This window comes from Hungatella sp. SB206 (genome assembly GCF_051132295.1).
GTDB classification, from domain to species: domain Bacteria; phylum Bacillota; class Clostridia; order Lachnospirales; family Lachnospiraceae; genus Hungatella; species Hungatella effluvii.
Genome location: NZ_CP096603.1, coordinates 4499851 through 4516142, shown reverse-complemented (window position 1 = coordinate 4516142; position 16292 = coordinate 4499851). Strand labels below are relative to the sequence as shown.

17 protein-coding genes are annotated in these 16292 nt (G+C 43.5%); 15 read left to right on the top strand and 2 right to left on the bottom strand.

What is annotated here, in order from left to right; all coding sequences use genetic code 11:
• Positions 1 to 113 precede the first annotated feature (113 nt).
• The 5 genes from M1L66_RS19960 (at position 114) to M1L66_RS19940 (ending at position 5874) form a co-directional block, all read left to right on the top strand.
• Positions 114 to 596 (top strand): RNA polymerase sigma factor, encoded by a 483-nt coding sequence (locus M1L66_RS19960; RefSeq protein WP_187019260.1) that lies wholly within the window; start codon positions 114 to 116, stop codon positions 594 to 596.
• On the top strand, positions 593 to 1957 hold the full coding sequence (locus M1L66_RS19955; RefSeq protein ID WP_434687769.1) for an RsiV family protein: 1365 nt from the start codon (positions 593 to 595) through the stop codon (positions 1955 to 1957). Before M1L66_RS19960 ends, M1L66_RS19955 begins: the two co-directional genes overlap by 4 nt.
• 159 nt (positions 1958 to 2116) lie before the next feature.
• Positions 2117 to 2530 carry a BlaI/MecI/CopY family transcriptional regulator gene (locus tag M1L66_RS19950; RefSeq protein ID WP_434687767.1) on the top strand — a complete coding sequence of 138 codons (414 nt, stop codon included), beginning with the start codon at positions 2117 to 2119 and terminating at the stop codon, positions 2528 to 2530.
• Positions 2530 to 4869, top strand: a complete 2340-nt coding sequence (locus M1L66_RS19945) for a M56 family metallopeptidase (protein ID WP_434687765.1) — start codon at positions 2530 to 2532, stop codon at positions 4867 to 4869. Before M1L66_RS19950 ends, M1L66_RS19945 begins: the two co-directional genes overlap by 1 nt.
• Before the next feature lie 468 nt (positions 4870 to 5337).
• Positions 5338 to 5874, top strand: coding sequence for a hypothetical protein (locus M1L66_RS19940; protein WP_434687763.1), 537 nt, complete (start codon positions 5338 to 5340; stop codon positions 5872 to 5874).
• 18 nt (positions 5875 to 5892) lie between these two features.
• On the opposite strand, the gene M1L66_RS19935 is transcribed toward M1L66_RS19940, so the two are convergent.
• Positions 5893 to 7197, bottom strand: coding sequence for a M56 family metallopeptidase (locus tag M1L66_RS19935; RefSeq protein ID WP_434687761.1), 1305 nt, complete (start codon positions 7195 to 7197; stop codon positions 5893 to 5895).
• A 23-nt stretch (positions 7198 to 7220) separates the two neighbouring features.
• The gene (locus tag M1L66_RS19930; RefSeq protein ID WP_434687759.1) at positions 7221 to 7448 is read right to left on the bottom strand and encodes a BlaI/MecI/CopY family transcriptional regulator; all 228 of its coding nucleotides are present in this window, start codon (positions 7446 to 7448) and stop codon (positions 7221 to 7223) included.
• Positions 7449 to 7767: 319 nt separating this feature from the next.
• Here M1L66_RS19930 and M1L66_RS19925 point away from each other — a divergent pair, with 319 nt between their 5' ends.
• From M1L66_RS19925 to M1L66_RS19880, 10 genes are all read left to right on the top strand, one after another.
• Entirely contained in the window at positions 7768 to 10827 is a 3060-nt protein-coding gene (locus M1L66_RS19925) for an SrtB-anchored collagen-binding adhesin (RefSeq protein WP_434687757.1), read from the top strand.
• Positions 10828 to 11064: 237 nt separating this feature from the next.
• Positions 11065 to 11391: a YdcP family protein gene (locus tag M1L66_RS19920; RefSeq protein WP_118697195.1), complete on the top strand. Its 327-nt coding sequence runs from the start codon at positions 11065 to 11067 to the stop codon at positions 11389 to 11391.
• Between the two features lie 15 nt (positions 11392 to 11406).
• Positions 11407 to 11790 carry a YdcP family protein gene (locus M1L66_RS19915; protein WP_009588269.1) on the top strand — a complete coding sequence of 128 codons (384 nt, stop codon included), beginning with the start codon at positions 11407 to 11409 and terminating at the stop codon, positions 11788 to 11790.
• A gap of 17 nt (positions 11791 to 11807) precedes the next feature.
• The gene (locus M1L66_RS19910) at positions 11808 to 13202 is read left to right on the top strand and encodes an FtsK/SpoIIIE domain-containing protein (protein WP_120475237.1); all 1395 of its coding nucleotides are present in this window, start codon (positions 11808 to 11810) and stop codon (positions 13200 to 13202) included.
• 183 nt (positions 13203 to 13385) lie between these two features.
• Complete coding sequence (gene mobT / locus M1L66_RS19905; protein ID WP_021399639.1) at positions 13386 to 14582, top strand: MobT family relaxase; 1197 nt, start codon at positions 13386 to 13388, stop codon at positions 14580 to 14582.
• A gap of 12 nt (positions 14583 to 14594) precedes the next feature.
• On the top strand, positions 14595 to 14738 hold the full coding sequence (locus M1L66_RS19900) for a DUF3789 domain-containing protein (RefSeq protein WP_009588273.1): 144 nt from the start codon (positions 14595 to 14597) through the stop codon (positions 14736 to 14738).
• Positions 14739 to 14960, top strand: a complete 222-nt coding sequence (locus tag M1L66_RS19895; protein WP_002317729.1) for a hypothetical protein — start codon at positions 14739 to 14741, stop codon at positions 14958 to 14960.
• A 75-nt stretch (positions 14961 to 15035) separates the two neighbouring features.
• Positions 15036 to 15305 carry a hypothetical protein gene (locus M1L66_RS19890; protein ID WP_009588274.1) on the top strand — a complete coding sequence of 90 codons (270 nt, stop codon included), beginning with the start codon at positions 15036 to 15038 and terminating at the stop codon, positions 15303 to 15305.
• The gene (locus tag M1L66_RS19885; protein ID WP_021399637.1) at positions 15251 to 15754 is read left to right on the top strand and encodes an antirestriction protein ArdA; all 504 of its coding nucleotides are present in this window, start codon (positions 15251 to 15253) and stop codon (positions 15752 to 15754) included. The genes M1L66_RS19890 and M1L66_RS19885 overlap by 55 nt, the downstream gene beginning before the upstream one ends.
• 17 nt (positions 15755 to 15771) lie before the next feature.
• The gene (locus M1L66_RS19880; protein ID WP_009588290.1) at positions 15772 to 16275 is read left to right on the top strand and encodes an antirestriction protein ArdA; all 504 of its coding nucleotides are present in this window, start codon (positions 15772 to 15774) and stop codon (positions 16273 to 16275) included.
• Positions 16276 to 16292 lie beyond the last annotated feature (17 nt).

Here is a 16292-nt window from a genome sequence, read left to right as displayed (position 1 = left end):
CACTCTTTCAATAAAAAATCTACAGGAGATGAAACTTTTCACATCCTGTGTTTGTCAATAAAGTAGACGGGAACAAAAACAGCATGCCTGTGAAAGGAGACAGAAAACAAAATATGAAACAGGATCATTATGACATTATGGTAAATTATATCATTGCAAATCAAAAGAAGTTTTACAGGCTGGCCTATACCTATGTGAGAAACGAGAACGACGCGCTGGATATCGTTCAGAATGCCATATGCAGCGCGCTGGAGCATTATGAATCGATACGGGAGATCTCGTATATTAAAACCTGGTTTTACAGAGTGCTGGTTCATGAGAGTCTGAACTATGTAAAAAAGAAGAACCGGGAAATCGTGAGTGATGAACCGCTGGGCGGGGAGGCCGCCTATGTGGAGCCGGGCTACGGGGAGACGGAGGGGTTTTTTGAAGAGCTGGACCGTCTTCCGGCCGATACCCAGAATGTGATCAGACTGAGATTTTATGAGGAAATGTCTCTGCAGGAAATTGCTGCGGTTATGGAACTGAGTGTAAACACTGTAAAATCGAAATTGTACAGAGGGCTTAAATCATTAAAGGAGGAGCTGGTGATATGAGCAGATTAAAGGACAGCAAGAACGTATACGACAACATTCCCATCCCGGACCGGTTGGAGGAGACTGTGGCCTCAGCCATTGAGCAGGCCGCCGCGCGGCGAAAAGAAGAAAATGGCGTACCGGACCAGCCGGCAATGGATCGCCGGGACAGGAAAAAATGGAGAAGGCGGGGCAGAGTGATCTCTGGCTGTGGTCTGGCTGCTGCTGCCGCACTGACGGTAGTGGTCGCTGTCGGGGTTAATACCAGCCCGACATTTGCCGAAGAAATACGGGGGATTCCGGTGATTGGAGCTATCGTAAGGCTGTTTACCGCAGAATCGTGGCAGTCCGACACGGATGATGCCGGAATTTCGGTGGAGGTCCCCGGAATTGAGATGATTCGCGGCGAGACGAAAAATCTGGCGGAAGAGATCAACGAGGAAATCAAGGCGAAGTGTGACGCCTACGCGGCAGCGGCCGTAGAACGGGCAAAGGAGTACAAAAAGGCATTCCTGGATACGGGCGGAACGGAAGCGGAGTGGAAAGAGCATGATATCCAGATTCGCGTATGGTATGAACTGAAAAGCCAGAACGATTCCCATCTCTCCTTTACGGTCAGCGGATCCGAAAGCTGGGTCTCTGCCTACAGTGAGACGTATTACTACAATATCGACCTGACAACTGGAAGGTATTTAAGTCTGGAGGATCTTTTAGGACCGGATTACATGGAAAAGGCAAATGAGAGCATACGCGCCCAGATCAAAGCGCGGGAAGCGGACTCTGAAGTAAAATTCTTTACAAAGGCTGAAGGCGGCTTTGAAACCGTGACGGCAGATATCCCGTTCTATATCAATGAGAAGGGCAATCCAGTCGTAGTATTTGAAAAGTATGAGATTGCGCCCGGGGCATTGGGACGCCCGGAGTTTGAGATCAAAAGGCAGACGGAGGAGAAAGCACCAATGGAGGAGAAAGCGTCAGCGAAGACCGCGGCAAAGGAGCGTATGACGGAAGAACAGGCGGAGTCCGGCGGCCTGGATAATTTCTCCGTGGATCAGAGCGAGGCGGAGGCCTTTGCCGGCAGAATTCAGAAGGCTGTCGCAGAACAGGATCTGGAGGCGCTGGCTGACTGTATCTCCTTCCCTACCTATATAGGTTTTCGGGATGAAGGCGTCGTGGTCAGTACGAGAGAAGAATTTCTCGCTTTCGGAAAAGAGAAGATATTTACGGCTGATCTTATTTCCTCCATAAAAAATACGGATATTACAGCGCTGGAGGCGAGCATGGCAGGGTTTCATATGCAGGAGCAGTCGGAGGAGAGGAAACCAGGCATCACATTTGGTATCGTGAATGGAAAATTGGCTGTCAATGGAATTAATTACTGATCTGTAAAGGGGGAAAGGCAGCCTCTCTGAAAAGGATAGTATACAGCCTCCCCGAAGATGCGCTTGACATGAGAGGTCTATCGTGATAGACTTAATGCAAAGGACTATTACGATAGACCAGAACCATGCGGCAATGATGGATTGAAGGGAGGCATTTACATGGAAGAAAAGAAGGAGATTCGTGAAAAGAATCAGATAGAAGAAAAGAATCAAATAGAAGAAAAGAAACTGTATGAGAGCGAATACCGTTTCATGAACCTGATCTGGGACAATGAGCCGGTGAATTCCACGGAGCTTGTGAGAATCTGCGGAAAAGAACTGGGCTGGAAGAAGTCCACCTGCTATACAGTTTTAAAAAAACTGGCAGGAAGGGGCTTTGTGAAGAATGAACAGGCCATCGTGAGCTCGCTGATTCCCAGGGAAGAGGTTTTAAAGTACGAGAGTGAGACGGTAGTGGACAGAAACTTTGACGGTTCTCTGCCCGCCTTTGTGACTGCTTTTCTGAAGGACAGAAAGCTGACAGCGAAGGAAGCGGAGGAAATCAGACAGATGATAGAAATGGCGGTGAAGTAATGGATGTGGATCAGATGATGATCACTCTTTTGAACATGAGCATTACCGCAGGCTTTGCCGCCCTTTTGGTGATGGCGCTGCGCCTGCTGTATAAGAGGCTTCCCAAGCGGTTTTCCTGTGTGTTGTGGTTGGTGGTGATCTTTCGCTTTTTATGCCCGTTTTCCCTCCAGTCGGCTTACAGCCTGCTGCCATTTTATTCGAATCCCCTGGAGGATCGGATCATCTATGAAAACACGCCCTCCATTGATTCGGGGGTCTTCTTTATAGACCGTCCCGTGAACCAGGTTCTGGAGCAGACCATGACCGTGACCAATCCCTATATGTCAGTCAATCCCATACAGATCCTGCTGTTTGTGATGCTGGTAGTCTGGGAGGCGGGAATGCTGGTCTTCTTCCTCTTCCATTTTGCCGGGTATATCCGTTTGAAATGGAGGCTTGGAACGGCAGTGAAGATCCAGGAGCCCGATCCGGACCATGAAGATGAAAAAGGCCGGAGACCGGAACACGGGATTTATGAATCCGACCGGATTCCCGGCGCCTTTGTCATGGGAATATTCCGCCCGGTAATCTACCTTCCTTCAAACTTAACGGAGATGGAACGGGAGTGTGTCTTGAGGCATGAACGGATCCATATCCGGCGTCGTGACTATCTCGTTAAGCTTCTGGGGCTTCTGATGGTTATCGTGCACTGGTTTAACCCCATCGCCCATATAGCTTTCCGTCTGCTCTGCAAGGACATGGAGATGTCCTGTGACGAGGCGGTGGTGAGCGAGCTGGGAGAGGGCGGAAAGAGGCAGTACTCGCTGGCACTCCTGTCTGCTGCGGAGAAAGGCAGCGGAGCGCGCCTGCCCCTGGCCTTTGGAGAGAGCCATACGAAATCGAGAATAAAGAATGTTTTAAACTATAAGAAAGCGGGCTTCCGGATCACGCTCTGCGCCGTGATCGTAACGGCAGCGGCCGTGCTGTGTCTCATGACCGTCAGGGAAAAACCCGTGGATCCGGAGGCGGTTTCCATCATTGGAGGCGGAGACGGCCCTACCAGCATTTTCATTGCAGGTAAGGATGACGGCGAGACGCCGGCCATGCCTGTGGAAATGCCGGATACCTCCTGGCTCTCCGGGCAGGTATTGGAAAAGGGGCTTGAAAGTACCATTACCATAGATTACGCCTCAAAGGATCAGATCATTTTTCATGGAAGCTGCGGCCTGTTCAGTTTTCAGCTTGAAGACGGAAAGTGGGTGCCGAACTTAATCATTGGGCCGGATGATACGGGAACCATCGACTTGGAGGCGATAACCAGCGCGCTTGATGCGGTGAAAAAGGAACCGGAATCGGAAGACAGCGTTCACAGAGAAGATTCTTTTGTCGGTAAGAATCCGGCAGCCGGAAGTTCTTTTGTCGATTACGATGTGGAAAAGCTTGCCGACGGAAGCATCGCCGTACTTGGTGGTATGGGGACTTCATCGAGCAACGGAGGATTGACGGGAAAGCTGGTGGATGTATTTTACGGTTGGTACCATCCGGACGATATGGTAATGCATCAGGTATACTTATTCGCCGGAGACGGTACAATGGTGGAAAATAACAGCGGAGAGATCGAAGAGCGGCGGTATTTGTTTACGACCGACGGTGCTGATTATTTCCTCAGAACTCCGCAGACAGCTCTTGAATTTGAACTGCAGGATGGAAAAGAGCCGGAAAGCCTTCATTTTCCATATGACCGGCTGGAGCTGGTGAGAAATGAAGGGGGATATGTCCAGGTTCTGGATCCCATGGTGATCATGGGACAGCCGGAAAGCCAGAAGATGGTTCTGGCGGAAGGAAGGATATACTATTACGGTGCGGCGAAGGCGGATATACTGAGCTTTAAATCTCATTCCCTGATCGGAATCCGCACGGATGGCAGCGACCGCCGGGTAGCCGGGATTGACTACTCGGTTTGCAGGGGTCTGTCCTACGACAACGGCTATCTCTATTATGAAGGCTGGAAAAATGCCATGGAGTTCCCGCGCCCGATTTACCGCATGAAGCCTGATTTCAGTGAGATAACAAAGCTGGGAGATTTTAACGGAAACCTGATATCCGTGGTGGATGGAACCTTCTATCTGTTAAGCGCGGAGAAACCAGCCATCGTACTGACGCGGGAAGGCCGCTTTGATGAGGTTATGTATTACGATAAGTGCGGATACGACGCGAAGAACTATGAGTGCGTGGCGGCGTCCGCGGATGACGGGAAGCTTGCGATGAAGTTCGTGAATCTGTCGGAGAACCGGGAGTATGTGAATTATGAGATTCCGCTGGCGGCGGGGGATTTGTGGAAGAAGGTAAATAAAAAGTGATTACCGGTGTGTTGGGTATACTTGTGTGTTGGGTATAATTCATTACAGTAATAGAAAAAGATGCAGTTGCCAGGTAAATGTAATGATATTTATAATTGAGCAATCGTGTTTAAAATGTATATAGTGTGTTTTTTCGAAGGCAGGATCATAAATACTGATCCTGTCTTCACTTTTTATCTTAATAATTTGAGATGAATAAGACTATAAAATAGTAGTCAATACATGACGGAAAAATATGTGATAAATATAGAATGTACTGGAATAATAGAATGGTATTGACAATGTGATATCAAAGAGTCATAATTAAATGACTGAGCATATATAGTCGTTTGCACTCCGCAACACAAGTGAAAATTAGAGGCAATCCAATTATATTTGGCATTTTTAATAGTTGAGTCCGATGATTATTTCATTTTTATCCGATACATCTAACTAATACGTTTACAAATACGAAAAGAGAGGTACTTTATGAAATTACTGAAAAAAATAATTGCAATGATAACTGGAGTCAGCCTATTAGCCGTAACTATGAATTTTCCGGTTTTTGCTCAGGGAAACACAACTTCTGCGCAAAGTGATTTCGAATCCCTGCTTAACGAGTATCATATCACGGTGCGAGGAGCGAGTGCCGAGATAAGTGCGAAAGAACTTAAGGGAATAATGAAAACAGGGAGTCCTTCCGCGCGTATACAAGAAATTAATATGAATACAGATGCGCCAGTAAGATTATCTGCAAAAGAGTTACTGGAACTGCAGTATTATAATACAGAAGGCGAAATGAGAGAGAGTTTTCTTTCAGAAGCACGCAATTCCGTAATTGATGTAGAACTGGTACGGGGAAAGACAACTTGGGGAATTGGAAGTTCTTTCACTCCGTATGAAAATCCTGATGCGGCTGCGCCGAGAAAAACAACAAATATTTCATCTAAAAAGACGGGAAACCTAAAATATATAAAAACACAGGATCTTGTTGGGGAATGCAAGATCCTGTGTTTTTATATATAGAGCAAAAGTTAGAAGTAATCAATGTGGACAAACTTCATGTGTTTCAGTATCAATTAATGATCCCAGTATTATCTTGCCACACTTGGAACAGCGCTGGGCGTCATAATATTTGGTGATACAGCCGCCATTGCTTTTCTTTGAGTGTTTGGATATCGTTCCTTCAACATAATCATGATTGCAGGCAGCATACTCGGAACGGTCGGAAGTATCAATTTTATATATGTTTCCGTCAGTATCGGTGAACTGGTAATCATAAAAAATGGGACTGGAACTATTTGTGAGCTTAAAATCTCCACTTTGAAAAACGATAGTGTCAGAGGAACGAATGTTTAATAGAGGATTATTCGAACTATTGCAAACCATATCCAGTTCCGTTGGGGATTGGTAAGCAAAAGCAGTAAAACTGCTGCACAAAACCATACAGGAAGCTAGTAATACAGATAATCTTTTTCCGTGTTTCTTTTGTTTATCAGGAATCATAATTAAATCCATCCTTTCTTTGAGACCGTTGGACGAGTTACTGAATGAAGATGCATAGGTGGTTCGATACTGCACGTCATTAGCTGCCATATCTATGATTAGCGAGGCATAATTTTTTCGATCCTTTTGATTCATTCCTAGTGTGACTATTTCATCACAGGAGGCCTCGACCGTTTTATTTAATTGAAGTTCAAGAAGATAGACCAACGGGTTAAACCAGTAGATGCAAGTGACAAGATGTCGTAGAAATAAAAATAATGTATCACAACGACGGATGTGAGTCAGCTCGTGTTTTAAAATAAGTCTTTGCTTTTCAGATGACAGGTTAGCAGGCAACACGATAAGAGGTGAAAGTATCCCCGCTGTAAATGGGCTTATACAATTTGATTGATATAGGCGGACTTTTCTTTTGATTCTCACAGTTTGACGATAATGATCGACATAATCTATAATATCTAGATCAGTGATTTCCGTCATAGACAACTGAATCAGTTTTTTAAATCGAAAATATTTTAACTGTTGCCAGACAAATGCGGCAATGGCCATGACAATCCAAATAAGCACAATCGTGAGATTTATCTGATAAGCAGAGTTTGTATAGGTACTGTGAGGAGTGGATACCATAATTGGAATATTTCCGGCAAGTTTAAAATCGGTCTGAGTTGGTGCTTGATGCAGAATCAGTTTTAGAAATCCTAACGGAGTCAGAAAAAAGAATAGCACGAGCTTCAATATGATATATTTCCAGCGATTGCTCAAACTATTTTTAAAAATTCTGACAGCAATTAAGTATAATAAAAATAAAATACTTCCGGTGAAGCACATTGTAAAAATAATATTCAATGTATTGTGTCCCTCCTTAAAAATTATAATTGATCCAGATATTCCTTTAATTCTTTAATATCTTCGGATTTTAAAGAGTGACTATCGGATAAGGCCGCTACAAATTTTTTTAAAGATCCACCGTAAAGAGCGTTAAGAACTTCAGAAGCCTTTTGTGCTTCATATTCTTCTTTCGTATACGCATAAATATATTTTCGCCCGTTTTTTACTACGAGACCTTTTTCAATCAGCCGGGTTAAATAAGTATTCACCGTCTGACGTTTCCATTCTTTGCCTAAGTGCTCAAAATATTCAATTTTCTTAAACTATCCTCAAAAAGTATTGATTTTACGGCACATTTAAGGATTTAAAACTTCTAAAATACTACTAATTTACTACCACGGATAGAGCTTTGATATATGAGATTATCCTAGATATGCCGACTTATGACAAAAGCACATCAGTATTGAAACAACAAAAATTGAATATTTCATAGACTATGGAACGCCTAAAATGACGTTCCTTTTCTATTTCCAGCCGTTCATTATGGACGGCTATTTTATTACCCAAAATGAAAGGAGCATTAGATTTATGAAAAAGATATTGAAACGATTGTGTACGGGCGTACTTGCCCTAGCGACTGTCGTTACCACCTTACCGAGTACACCCGTTCATGCGGAAAGTAAGCAATACTGGACGCAATCCAACGAGCGTGTCGGTATCGTTGAAAAAGTTATGAATGACGGTTCGATTGGTTCTACCTTTAACGAGGGGCATTTGACCGTTGAGGGCGAGGACGCTTACTGTATCGACATTAACACAGACTTCAAAAATGGTTATAAGACCAGAGCTGACGCAAGCTCACGCATGACTGCCGACCAGATAAGCGACGTTGCCTTATCCATTGAATATGTAAAACAGTACACAGACAGCCACAGTGGAATAAGCAACAATCACGCCTACCTTTTAAGACAGCTTGTAGTCTGGCAGAGATTGAGCGTACATCTTGGCTGGCAATGTGATAACGTGCGAGCTTCTTATGATGAAATCCCAAAGGCAACGCAAGACGAAGTATTCGCAGGGGCGAAAGCCTTTGTCAAAGAGAATAAAGACCGTTATGAATGTGGCGGTTATATCTACTCTGGCGAGGGGCAGGAACTAGGACAGTTCTGGGCGAACTTAAATGTCGGAAATGCCACATTGAAGAAATCTTCCAGTAATGCCAGCATTACAGAGAACAACACCAACTATTCAATCGCTGGTGCAACTTACGGTGTCTTTTCTGATAAAGACTGTAACGAACAGCTTGCCACCCTTACGACTGATAGTAACGGCAATACAGAGATTGTAGAGGTTAAAGCAGGAACAGTCTATATCAAGGAGTTATCCGCTCCGAAAGGCTATAAGGTTGATGATACTGTCTATTCCTTAAAGGTAGAAGTCGGAAAAACAGCGACCTTGAATGTATCAGATACACCGAAAGTAACAGACACTTTGATTGAGCTTTTCAAAATCGACATGGAAACACAGAAAGACAACCCACAAGGAAACGCTTCTCTAGCAGGTGCGGAGTTTACATGGAAATATTATGACGGTTATTACAACAAGAACAATCTTCCAGAAAAAGCTACTCGTACATGGACGACAAAGACAATCGCTGAAAAGAACAGCGACGGTACAATCCATTATGTTACAAAATTAGCAGACGCATACAAAGTATCTGGCGACAGTTTCTATATGCAGGACGGTAAAGCGGTTCTTCCATTAGGAACACTAACCGTTGAAGAAACAAAAGCTCCAAACGGCTACTTGCTGGACGGTGCATATATGCAGGCTGGCGACAAGTCCGAACAGATTAAGGGCTTGTATGTAACACAGATTACAGAGGACGGCAACCTTGCCGTATTGACGGGAAGTAACCAGTTTTATGTATCAGATAAAGTCATTCGTGGCGGTGTGAAAATCCAAAAACGAGATTTAGAAACGGGCGATACAAAGCCACAAGGAAGTGCGACCTTGAAAGATACTGCCTTTGACATTATTTCCTTAAATGATAATGCGGTATTGGTTGAGGGCAAGCTATACAAGAAAAATGAAGTGGTAAAAACAATCCATACGGATATTGAGGGTATCGCTTCTACTTCTGCCGACCTTTTACCTTATGGAAACTTCCGTATTGTTGAGAGTGAAGCTCCAGACGGTTACTTGACAGACGGTGCAAAAGCGATTGATTTTGCAATCACAGAAAACGGAAAAATTGTGGACTTAACCGACAAAGCACACTCAATCTACAATCAAGTGAAACGTGGCGATATTGAGGGCGTAAAGATTGGTGCAGGCACACACAAGCGTCTTGCTGATGTTCCTTTTAGGATCACAAGCAAGACAACAGGCGAAAGTCATGTTGTGGTAACTGATAAGAACGGGCAGTTTTCTACTTCTGCTGACTGGGCTAGTCATAAACACAATACCAACGCAGGAAAGACCAGTGAGGACGGTGTGTGGTTTGGAACTTCTGAACCAGACGACAGCAAGGGGGCATTGCCTTACGATACTTACATCATTGAAGAATTAAAATGTGAAAGCAACAAAGGCTTTGAGTTTATCCCACCCTTTGAAATCGTAGTATCAAGAAACAATCTTGTCATTGATTTAGGTACATTGACTGATGAATACGAAAAAGAAATCTCAATCCATACCACAGCGACCAGCAAGGACGGCGAAAAAACTATCCTTGCAGGAAAAGAAATCACGATTATTGATACCGTGAAGCTGGACGGCTTGAAAAAAGGCACAAAGTATCAGTTGAAAGGCTGGCAAATGCTGAAAGAAGAAAACGCCGAACTTCTTATCAATGGAAAACGTGTAGAAAATGACTATACCTTTGTCGCTGATGATGAAGCTATGAACGTGGAAATTACTTATACATTCAATGCGTCCGAGCTTGGCGGTAAAAATCTGGTAACATTCGAGGAATTATACGATTTGAGCAATCCAGATGAACCCGTAAAAGTTGCAGAACACAAGGACATTGACGACAACGGGCAGACTGTTTTTATTACAGAACGTATCATCAAGATACATACGACTGCTACGGATAAAGACGGCAACAAAGAGATTGAAGCAGGAAAAGACGTTACAATCGTTGATACGGTTACTTTAGAGGGCTTGGAAATCGGCACAAAATATCAGTTGAAAGGCTGGCAGATGTTGAAAGAAGAAAATGCCGAACTTCTTATCAATGGAAAACGTGTAGAGAATGACTATTCCTTTATCGCTGATAAAGAAAGCATGAAAGTAGAGATTGCCTTTACGTTTGACGCTTCTTCTCTTGGGGGTAAACAGCTTGTAACCTTTGAAGAATTGTATGATTTAAGCAATCCAGATGAACCGAAAAAGGTTACGGAACATAAAGACATTGAGGACGACGGACAGACGGTTACTATCAAAGAAGTACCAGAAACACCCGAAGAACCGAAAGAACCAGAGAAGCCAGAAACACCACAGACACCCGATACACCAAAGAAAACAGACAGTCCCAAAACGGGCGACAGTACCAATCTTTACGGACTGCTTGCACTTCTTCTGACTTCTGGTGCTGGACTAGCTGGAACATATCTTTACAAACGCCGTAAAGTGAAAAAATCATAAGGCGGTAACAGTATGATGATGAAAGAAAAATCACGTTCTCCGCCGAAACTGTCAAACGGCAGACTTCCTCTTATTCTGGCTTGTCTGCTACTTACCTGCAAGAACACGGATAGTCAAGGGTGCGTAAGCATTTATTTTACCCTTTACTATCTGTGGGATTGCTGGTACTTCCTTAACCGCCAGAATAAGAAATCACAATCAATTTATCAAAAATAGAAAGAAACGAGGTAAAACACTATGGAAATGAAATATGTCGTGCCAGATATGGCACAGTCTTTTGGAACTCTTGAATTTGCAGGCGAAAGCGAGCCTATCTTTGAAAGGGATAAAAATAATCGTAGGGTCTTAGCCAGACGAAGCTATAACCTTTATTCTGACGTACAGAAAGGCGAAAATGTTGTTGTGGAAATTCCCGTGCAGGCTGGCGAAAAGCATTTCAAGTATGAACAGAAAGTAAAACTTGTCAATCCGAAGTTATACGGCAGAGGTTACGCAATCGGGGATATGGGACATACCGATTATGTGTTGCTTGCTGATGATATTGTAACAGTTGAAGAAAAGTAAAGGAGTGAAAACATTATGAGATTATCAAACGGTTTTGTCATTGACAAAGAAAAAACATTTGGAGAATTAAAATTTACAGCGGTGCGTGATGTGTTCTTGCAGAATGAGGACGGGACACCGAGTACCCAGCTAAAAAAACGTATCTATGATTTGAAGTGTAGTCTGCATGGTGGAATTATCCCCGTATCTGTACCGCCAGAAGTACCGTTAAGAGAATTTCCCTACAATGCAGTTGTGGAGCTTGTCAATCCCGTAGCCGATACCGTATCACGAAAGACCTATACGGGTGCAGAGGTGGACTGGTACGTAAAGGCAGAGGATATTGTATTGAAGAACAAAAATAATCAGAACGCAGGCAATCCACAGAACCATATACCGCAGGGACAGCCAAAAAAATAAACGGATAAGGAGTGCTTATGAACCTACTGAACTATAAGGGAAAGCGTATCAGAGCCAGCGACAAAGGCTTAGTATATCGTTTCTGTGCTGGTACGCTTTTGTTTCTGTTCATAGCGGTATTACTACTCTTGAACATGGGACAGCTCATGCGTACCGATTGGGAACATTTCAGTCTATTAGACAACGGTTTGACGCTTTCCCCTTACAACTTCATAACCATACTGATAGCGACTGGTGTTTGTGCATTGGTCGCTTTTCTGTATTACCACTTCTGCTATGACAGTTTCAAAAAGCTCATGCACCGTCAAAAGCTGGCACGAATGGTATTAGAAAATAAGTGGTATGAAGCTGATACCGTACAAAATGACGGTTTTTTCACTGACCTGCAAAGCAGATCCAGAGAAAAAATCGTCTGGTTTCCAAAGATTTATTATCAAATGGAAAAGGGACTGCTCCATATCCGCTGTGAAATCACGTTAGGAAAATACCAAGACCAGCTTTTACGGTTAGAGGACAAATTGGAAAGTGGCTTGTATTGTGAGCTGACCGACAAGACCTTACATGACGGATATATTGAATATACTCTGCTTTATGACATGATAGCGAACCGCATTACCATTGATGAAGTACGGGCAGAAAACGGCTGTCTTAGACTGATGAAAAATCTCGTTTGGGAATATGACGCACTCCCTCACGCCTTGATTGCTGGTGGTACGGGTGGCGGTAAAACTTATTTCCTGCTGACGCTCATTGAAGCCCTACTTCGTACCGACGCTATTCTTTACGTTTTAGACCCGAAGAACGCTGACCTTGCGGACTTGGGAACGGTCATGGAAAATGTGTATCACACCAAAGAAGAAATGATAGATTGCGTCAATTCCTTTTATGAGGGCATGGTACAGCGAAGTGAGGAAATGAAGCAACACCCAAACTATAAGACGGGCGAAAACTACGCCTATCTTGGTTTACCACCCTGCTTTTTAATCTTTGACGAATATGTGGCGTTCTTTGAAATGTTGGGGGTAAAGGAAAGCACGAGCTTACTTAGCCAGCTAAAGAAAATCGTCATGCTGGGACGGCAGGCAGGATATTTCCTTATCGTTGCTTGTCAAAGACCAGACGCAAAGTATTTCTCGGACGGTATCAGAGATAACTTCAATTTCCGTGTGGGATTGGGGCGTATCAGCGAATTAGGCTACGGTATGCTGTTTGGTTCAGATGTGAAAAAGCAGTTTTTCCAGAAGCGTATCAAAGGGCGTGGCTATTGTGATGTGGGAACGAGCGTCATCAGTGAGTTTTATACGCCTTTAGTCCCGAAAGGACACGATTTTTTGCAGACCATAGGTTCTCTTTCACAAGCAAGGCAGGACGGGACGGCGACGTGCGAAGCGAAAGGCGACGGCACGGACTAGCCGTTGCTGGTGTGGCGTAAGCCACGCCAGCAGGTAAAACCCCTCGGTATCTAACAGAGGGGTACGTTTGCAAATAGACAATAGACAAAAAACATAGGAAACATAAGGCTTCTGGCATGGTTTCCTATCAAAAATCAGTTGTGAAGTCGTCCTAAAAAACTTCACATTTTACAGATTGGGGGTATGGTTCTGAATGAAGAACAAGGGTTAAAAGAATTACGGGACAAACGGATTGCTTACAGTATTTCACAAGGCAAGCTGGCAGTAGCTTCTGGCATTACAAGGGAATATCTCAACAAGATAGAAAGCGGAAAAATGAAACCGTCAAAGGAACTTCTTAATACTCTGCATAAGGAACTGGCAAGGTTCAATCCAGAAGCACCGCTTACCATGCTGTTTGATTATGTGAAAATTCGTTTTCCTACGCTGGATATTCAGCACATCATCAAAGATATATTAAAACTGAATATCAATTATATGCTCCATGAAGATTACGGACATTACAGCTATACGGAGCATTATTCTTTAGGGGACATCTTTATCTATACATCGGCTGACGAAGAAAAAGGTGTCCTTTTAGAGTTAAAGGGGCGTGGTTGCAGGCAGTTTGAAAGTTACCTGCTGGCACAACAGAGAAGCTGGTATGACTTCCTCATGGACGCACTCGTAGACGGTGGCGTGATGAAGCGTATCGACCTCGCTGTCAACGACCATACGGGCATTTTGGATATTCCAGAGCTTGCGGAAAAATGCAGAAAACGGGAATATATCGGAAAGTCCAGAAGCTACAAATATTACCAGTCGGGCGAGCTTATCAAGCACAGAGAGGACGAAAAAGAATATATGGGACACACCCTTTATCTTGGTTCGCTGAAATCTGATGTGTATTTCTGTATCTATGAAAAGGACTATGAGCAGTACGTCAAGTTAGGGACACCGCTTGATGAAGCGGACATTATCAACCGTTTTGAAATACGGCTTCGCAATGAACGTGCTTATTATGCGGTACGGGATTTGCTGACCTATTATGACGCTGAACAGACCGCCTTTTCTATCATCAATCAGTATGTGCGGTTTGTTGATGAAGAACCAGACAAGCGGAAAAACGACTGGAAACTCAATGACCGCTGGGCGTGGTTTATCGGGGATAATCGGCAAAGTCTGAAACTGACGACAAAGCCAGAACCTTATACCTTAGACCGTACATTGCGTTGGGTGCAACGACAGGTAGCCCCGACCTTGAAAATGCTGAAAAAGATTGATAAGGGAAACGGTACAGACTACATGGAAATGATTGAACAGCAGGCGAAGCTGACAGAAAAGCATGAAATGATAATCAAACAGCAGACGACCCCTGCAAAAGATTTAGTGGAAAGTTAGGAGTGATGAAAAATGTGGGAATTGGGAAAAGACTTACTGCTGGTATCACTTGGAATGGGTATCGGCGTAGTCTTGATGTGTATTATAAGCGTCGGCAAAGAAGCTGACAGACATATGGAAGAAATCAAAGAAAACAAAGAAAGTGAGGACAATTAAATGAATTTCGGGCAAAATTTGTATCAATGGTTTTTAAGCAATGCACAGTCATTAGTGTTAATGGCAATCGTGGTAATCGGTATCTATTTAGGGTTCAAGCGTGAGTTTTCAAAACTTATCGGCTTCTTGGTAGTTGCCCTTGTTGCCGTCGGATTGGTGTTCAATGCTGGTGGTGTGAAAGATGTGTTGCTGGAACTGTTCAATAAGATTATCGGTGCATAAAACATTGTAAGAGGCGGTTTTTCTTTCGGGATTGACCGCTTTTTTCTTACCTAACAATCAGATTGGAGTGATGAAATGAACGATATTTTTAAGGATATGCAGGCAAAAATCGGCTGTGAATATATTTCTGATTTGCCCTCTTACAAACGTCAAGTGTGGCATGAAATGAAACGGTTGAACCTTGCCAGATATAGCAAAAAGCAACTGGAAGATTTCTCAAAGTATGTGTTTGGTACGTCTTATCAAACGCTTTTAAATGTGATGAAACAACAGAAAGGACGTGAGGAACAATGCAGGAAACAAGGGTGCTGGTGGAAACGAAGCGAAAGACTGACAGCGAAGTAACAGCCTACTGGTTTGATTTACCGATTGATATTGCCGAGTTTGAAGAAAAGCTGGGTATCGGTGCAGAAAGTCAAGATTACCGCATTATCGAAAAGGTACTGCCCTACGCTGATGAAGTCCATGAACATACAAGCGTCTATCAGCTCAACGAATTAGATTATATGTATCGCCAGCTTTCAAGCGATATGCAGGAAGAATATACAGCACTTCTTACCGTGTTTGAGAACTTAGAAGCACTTTATATTTGCAGGAACGTTATTACCGTTTATCACGACTGTAAAAGCATGATTGATGTTGCAAGGCAAAAGCTGATGAACGACCCGACATTCAAACATTTATCCGAGGATTGTCAAGAATACTACTTCGATTTTGAAGCCTACGCTTCTCATTTGCTGGAAAATAGACGCTATCTTGTAACGGAACACAGTGTCTTTGAACTGCCACAGTAGGAAAAGAGGTGGTGCTTATGATTGATGATATGGCAGTTTATATCGCTAACCTTGGCAAATACAACGAGGGCTGTTTAGTAGGTGCTTGGTTCACGTTCCCCATTGACGAGGAAGATGTAAAAGAAAAAATCGGTTTGAATGAACAATACGAGGAATACGCAGTCCATGATACCGAAAACTTCCCTATCGACATAGGGGAATATGTTTCGATTGAGGAACTCAATGAAATGTATGAAATGATAGAGGAACTTCCCGACTATATCGTGGATTGTCTGGACGAATTTATCAGCCACTATGGGACGCTGGAAGAAGTTATGGAACATAAGGACGATATTTATTTTTATCCAGACTGTGATACCATGACGGACGTTGCCTATTACTACATAGACGAGTTGCAGGCGTTGGGCGATATTCCAACCAGCTTGCAGAACTACATTGACTATGAAGCCTTTGGGCGAGATTTGGATATAGGCGGTTGCTTCATTGAAACAAGCTACGGTATGTGCGAGATACCATATTAAAGCTGGAAGATCAGCAA

Coding starts and splice junctions, on each gene's coding strand:
- M1L66_RS19960 (WP_187019260.1), top strand. CDS start 114: ATGAAACAGGATCATTATGACATTATGGTAAATTATATCATTGCAAAT.
- M1L66_RS19885 (WP_021399637.1), top strand. CDS start 15,251: ATGCAGGAAACAAGGGTGCTGGTGGAAACGAAGCGAAAGACTGACAGC.
- mobT (WP_021399639.1), top strand. CDS start 13,386: ATGGTTCTGAATGAAGAACAAGGGTTAAAAGAATTACGGGACAAACGG.
- M1L66_RS19910 (WP_120475237.1), top strand. CDS start 11,808: ATGAACCTACTGAACTATAAGGGAAAGCGTATCAGAGCCAGCGACAAA.
- M1L66_RS19915 (WP_009588269.1), top strand. CDS start 11,407: ATGAGATTATCAAACGGTTTTGTCATTGACAAAGAAAAAACATTTGGA.
- M1L66_RS19945 (WP_434687765.1), top strand. CDS start 2,530: ATGGATGTGGATCAGATGATGATCACTCTTTTGAACATGAGCATTACC.
- M1L66_RS19955 (WP_434687769.1), top strand. CDS start 593: ATGAGCAGATTAAAGGACAGCAAGAACGTATACGACAACATTCCCATC.
- M1L66_RS19890 (WP_009588274.1), top strand. CDS start 15,036: ATGAACGATATTTTTAAGGATATGCAGGCAAAAATCGGCTGTGAATAT.
- M1L66_RS19900 (WP_009588273.1), top strand. CDS start 14,595: ATGTGGGAATTGGGAAAAGACTTACTGCTGGTATCACTTGGAATGGGT.
- M1L66_RS19940 (WP_434687763.1), top strand. CDS start 5,338: ATGAAATTACTGAAAAAAATAATTGCAATGATAACTGGAGTCAGCCTA.
- M1L66_RS19920 (WP_118697195.1), top strand. CDS start 11,065: ATGGAAATGAAATATGTCGTGCCAGATATGGCACAGTCTTTTGGAACT.
- M1L66_RS19925 (WP_434687757.1), top strand. CDS start 7,768: ATGAAAAAGATATTGAAACGATTGTGTACGGGCGTACTTGCCCTAGCG.
- M1L66_RS19950 (WP_434687767.1), top strand. CDS start 2,117: ATGGAAGAAAAGAAGGAGATTCGTGAAAAGAATCAGATAGAAGAAAAG.
- M1L66_RS19895 (WP_002317729.1), top strand. CDS start 14,739: ATGAATTTCGGGCAAAATTTGTATCAATGGTTTTTAAGCAATGCACAG.
- M1L66_RS19880 (WP_009588290.1), top strand. CDS start 15,772: ATGATTGATGATATGGCAGTTTATATCGCTAACCTTGGCAAATACAAC.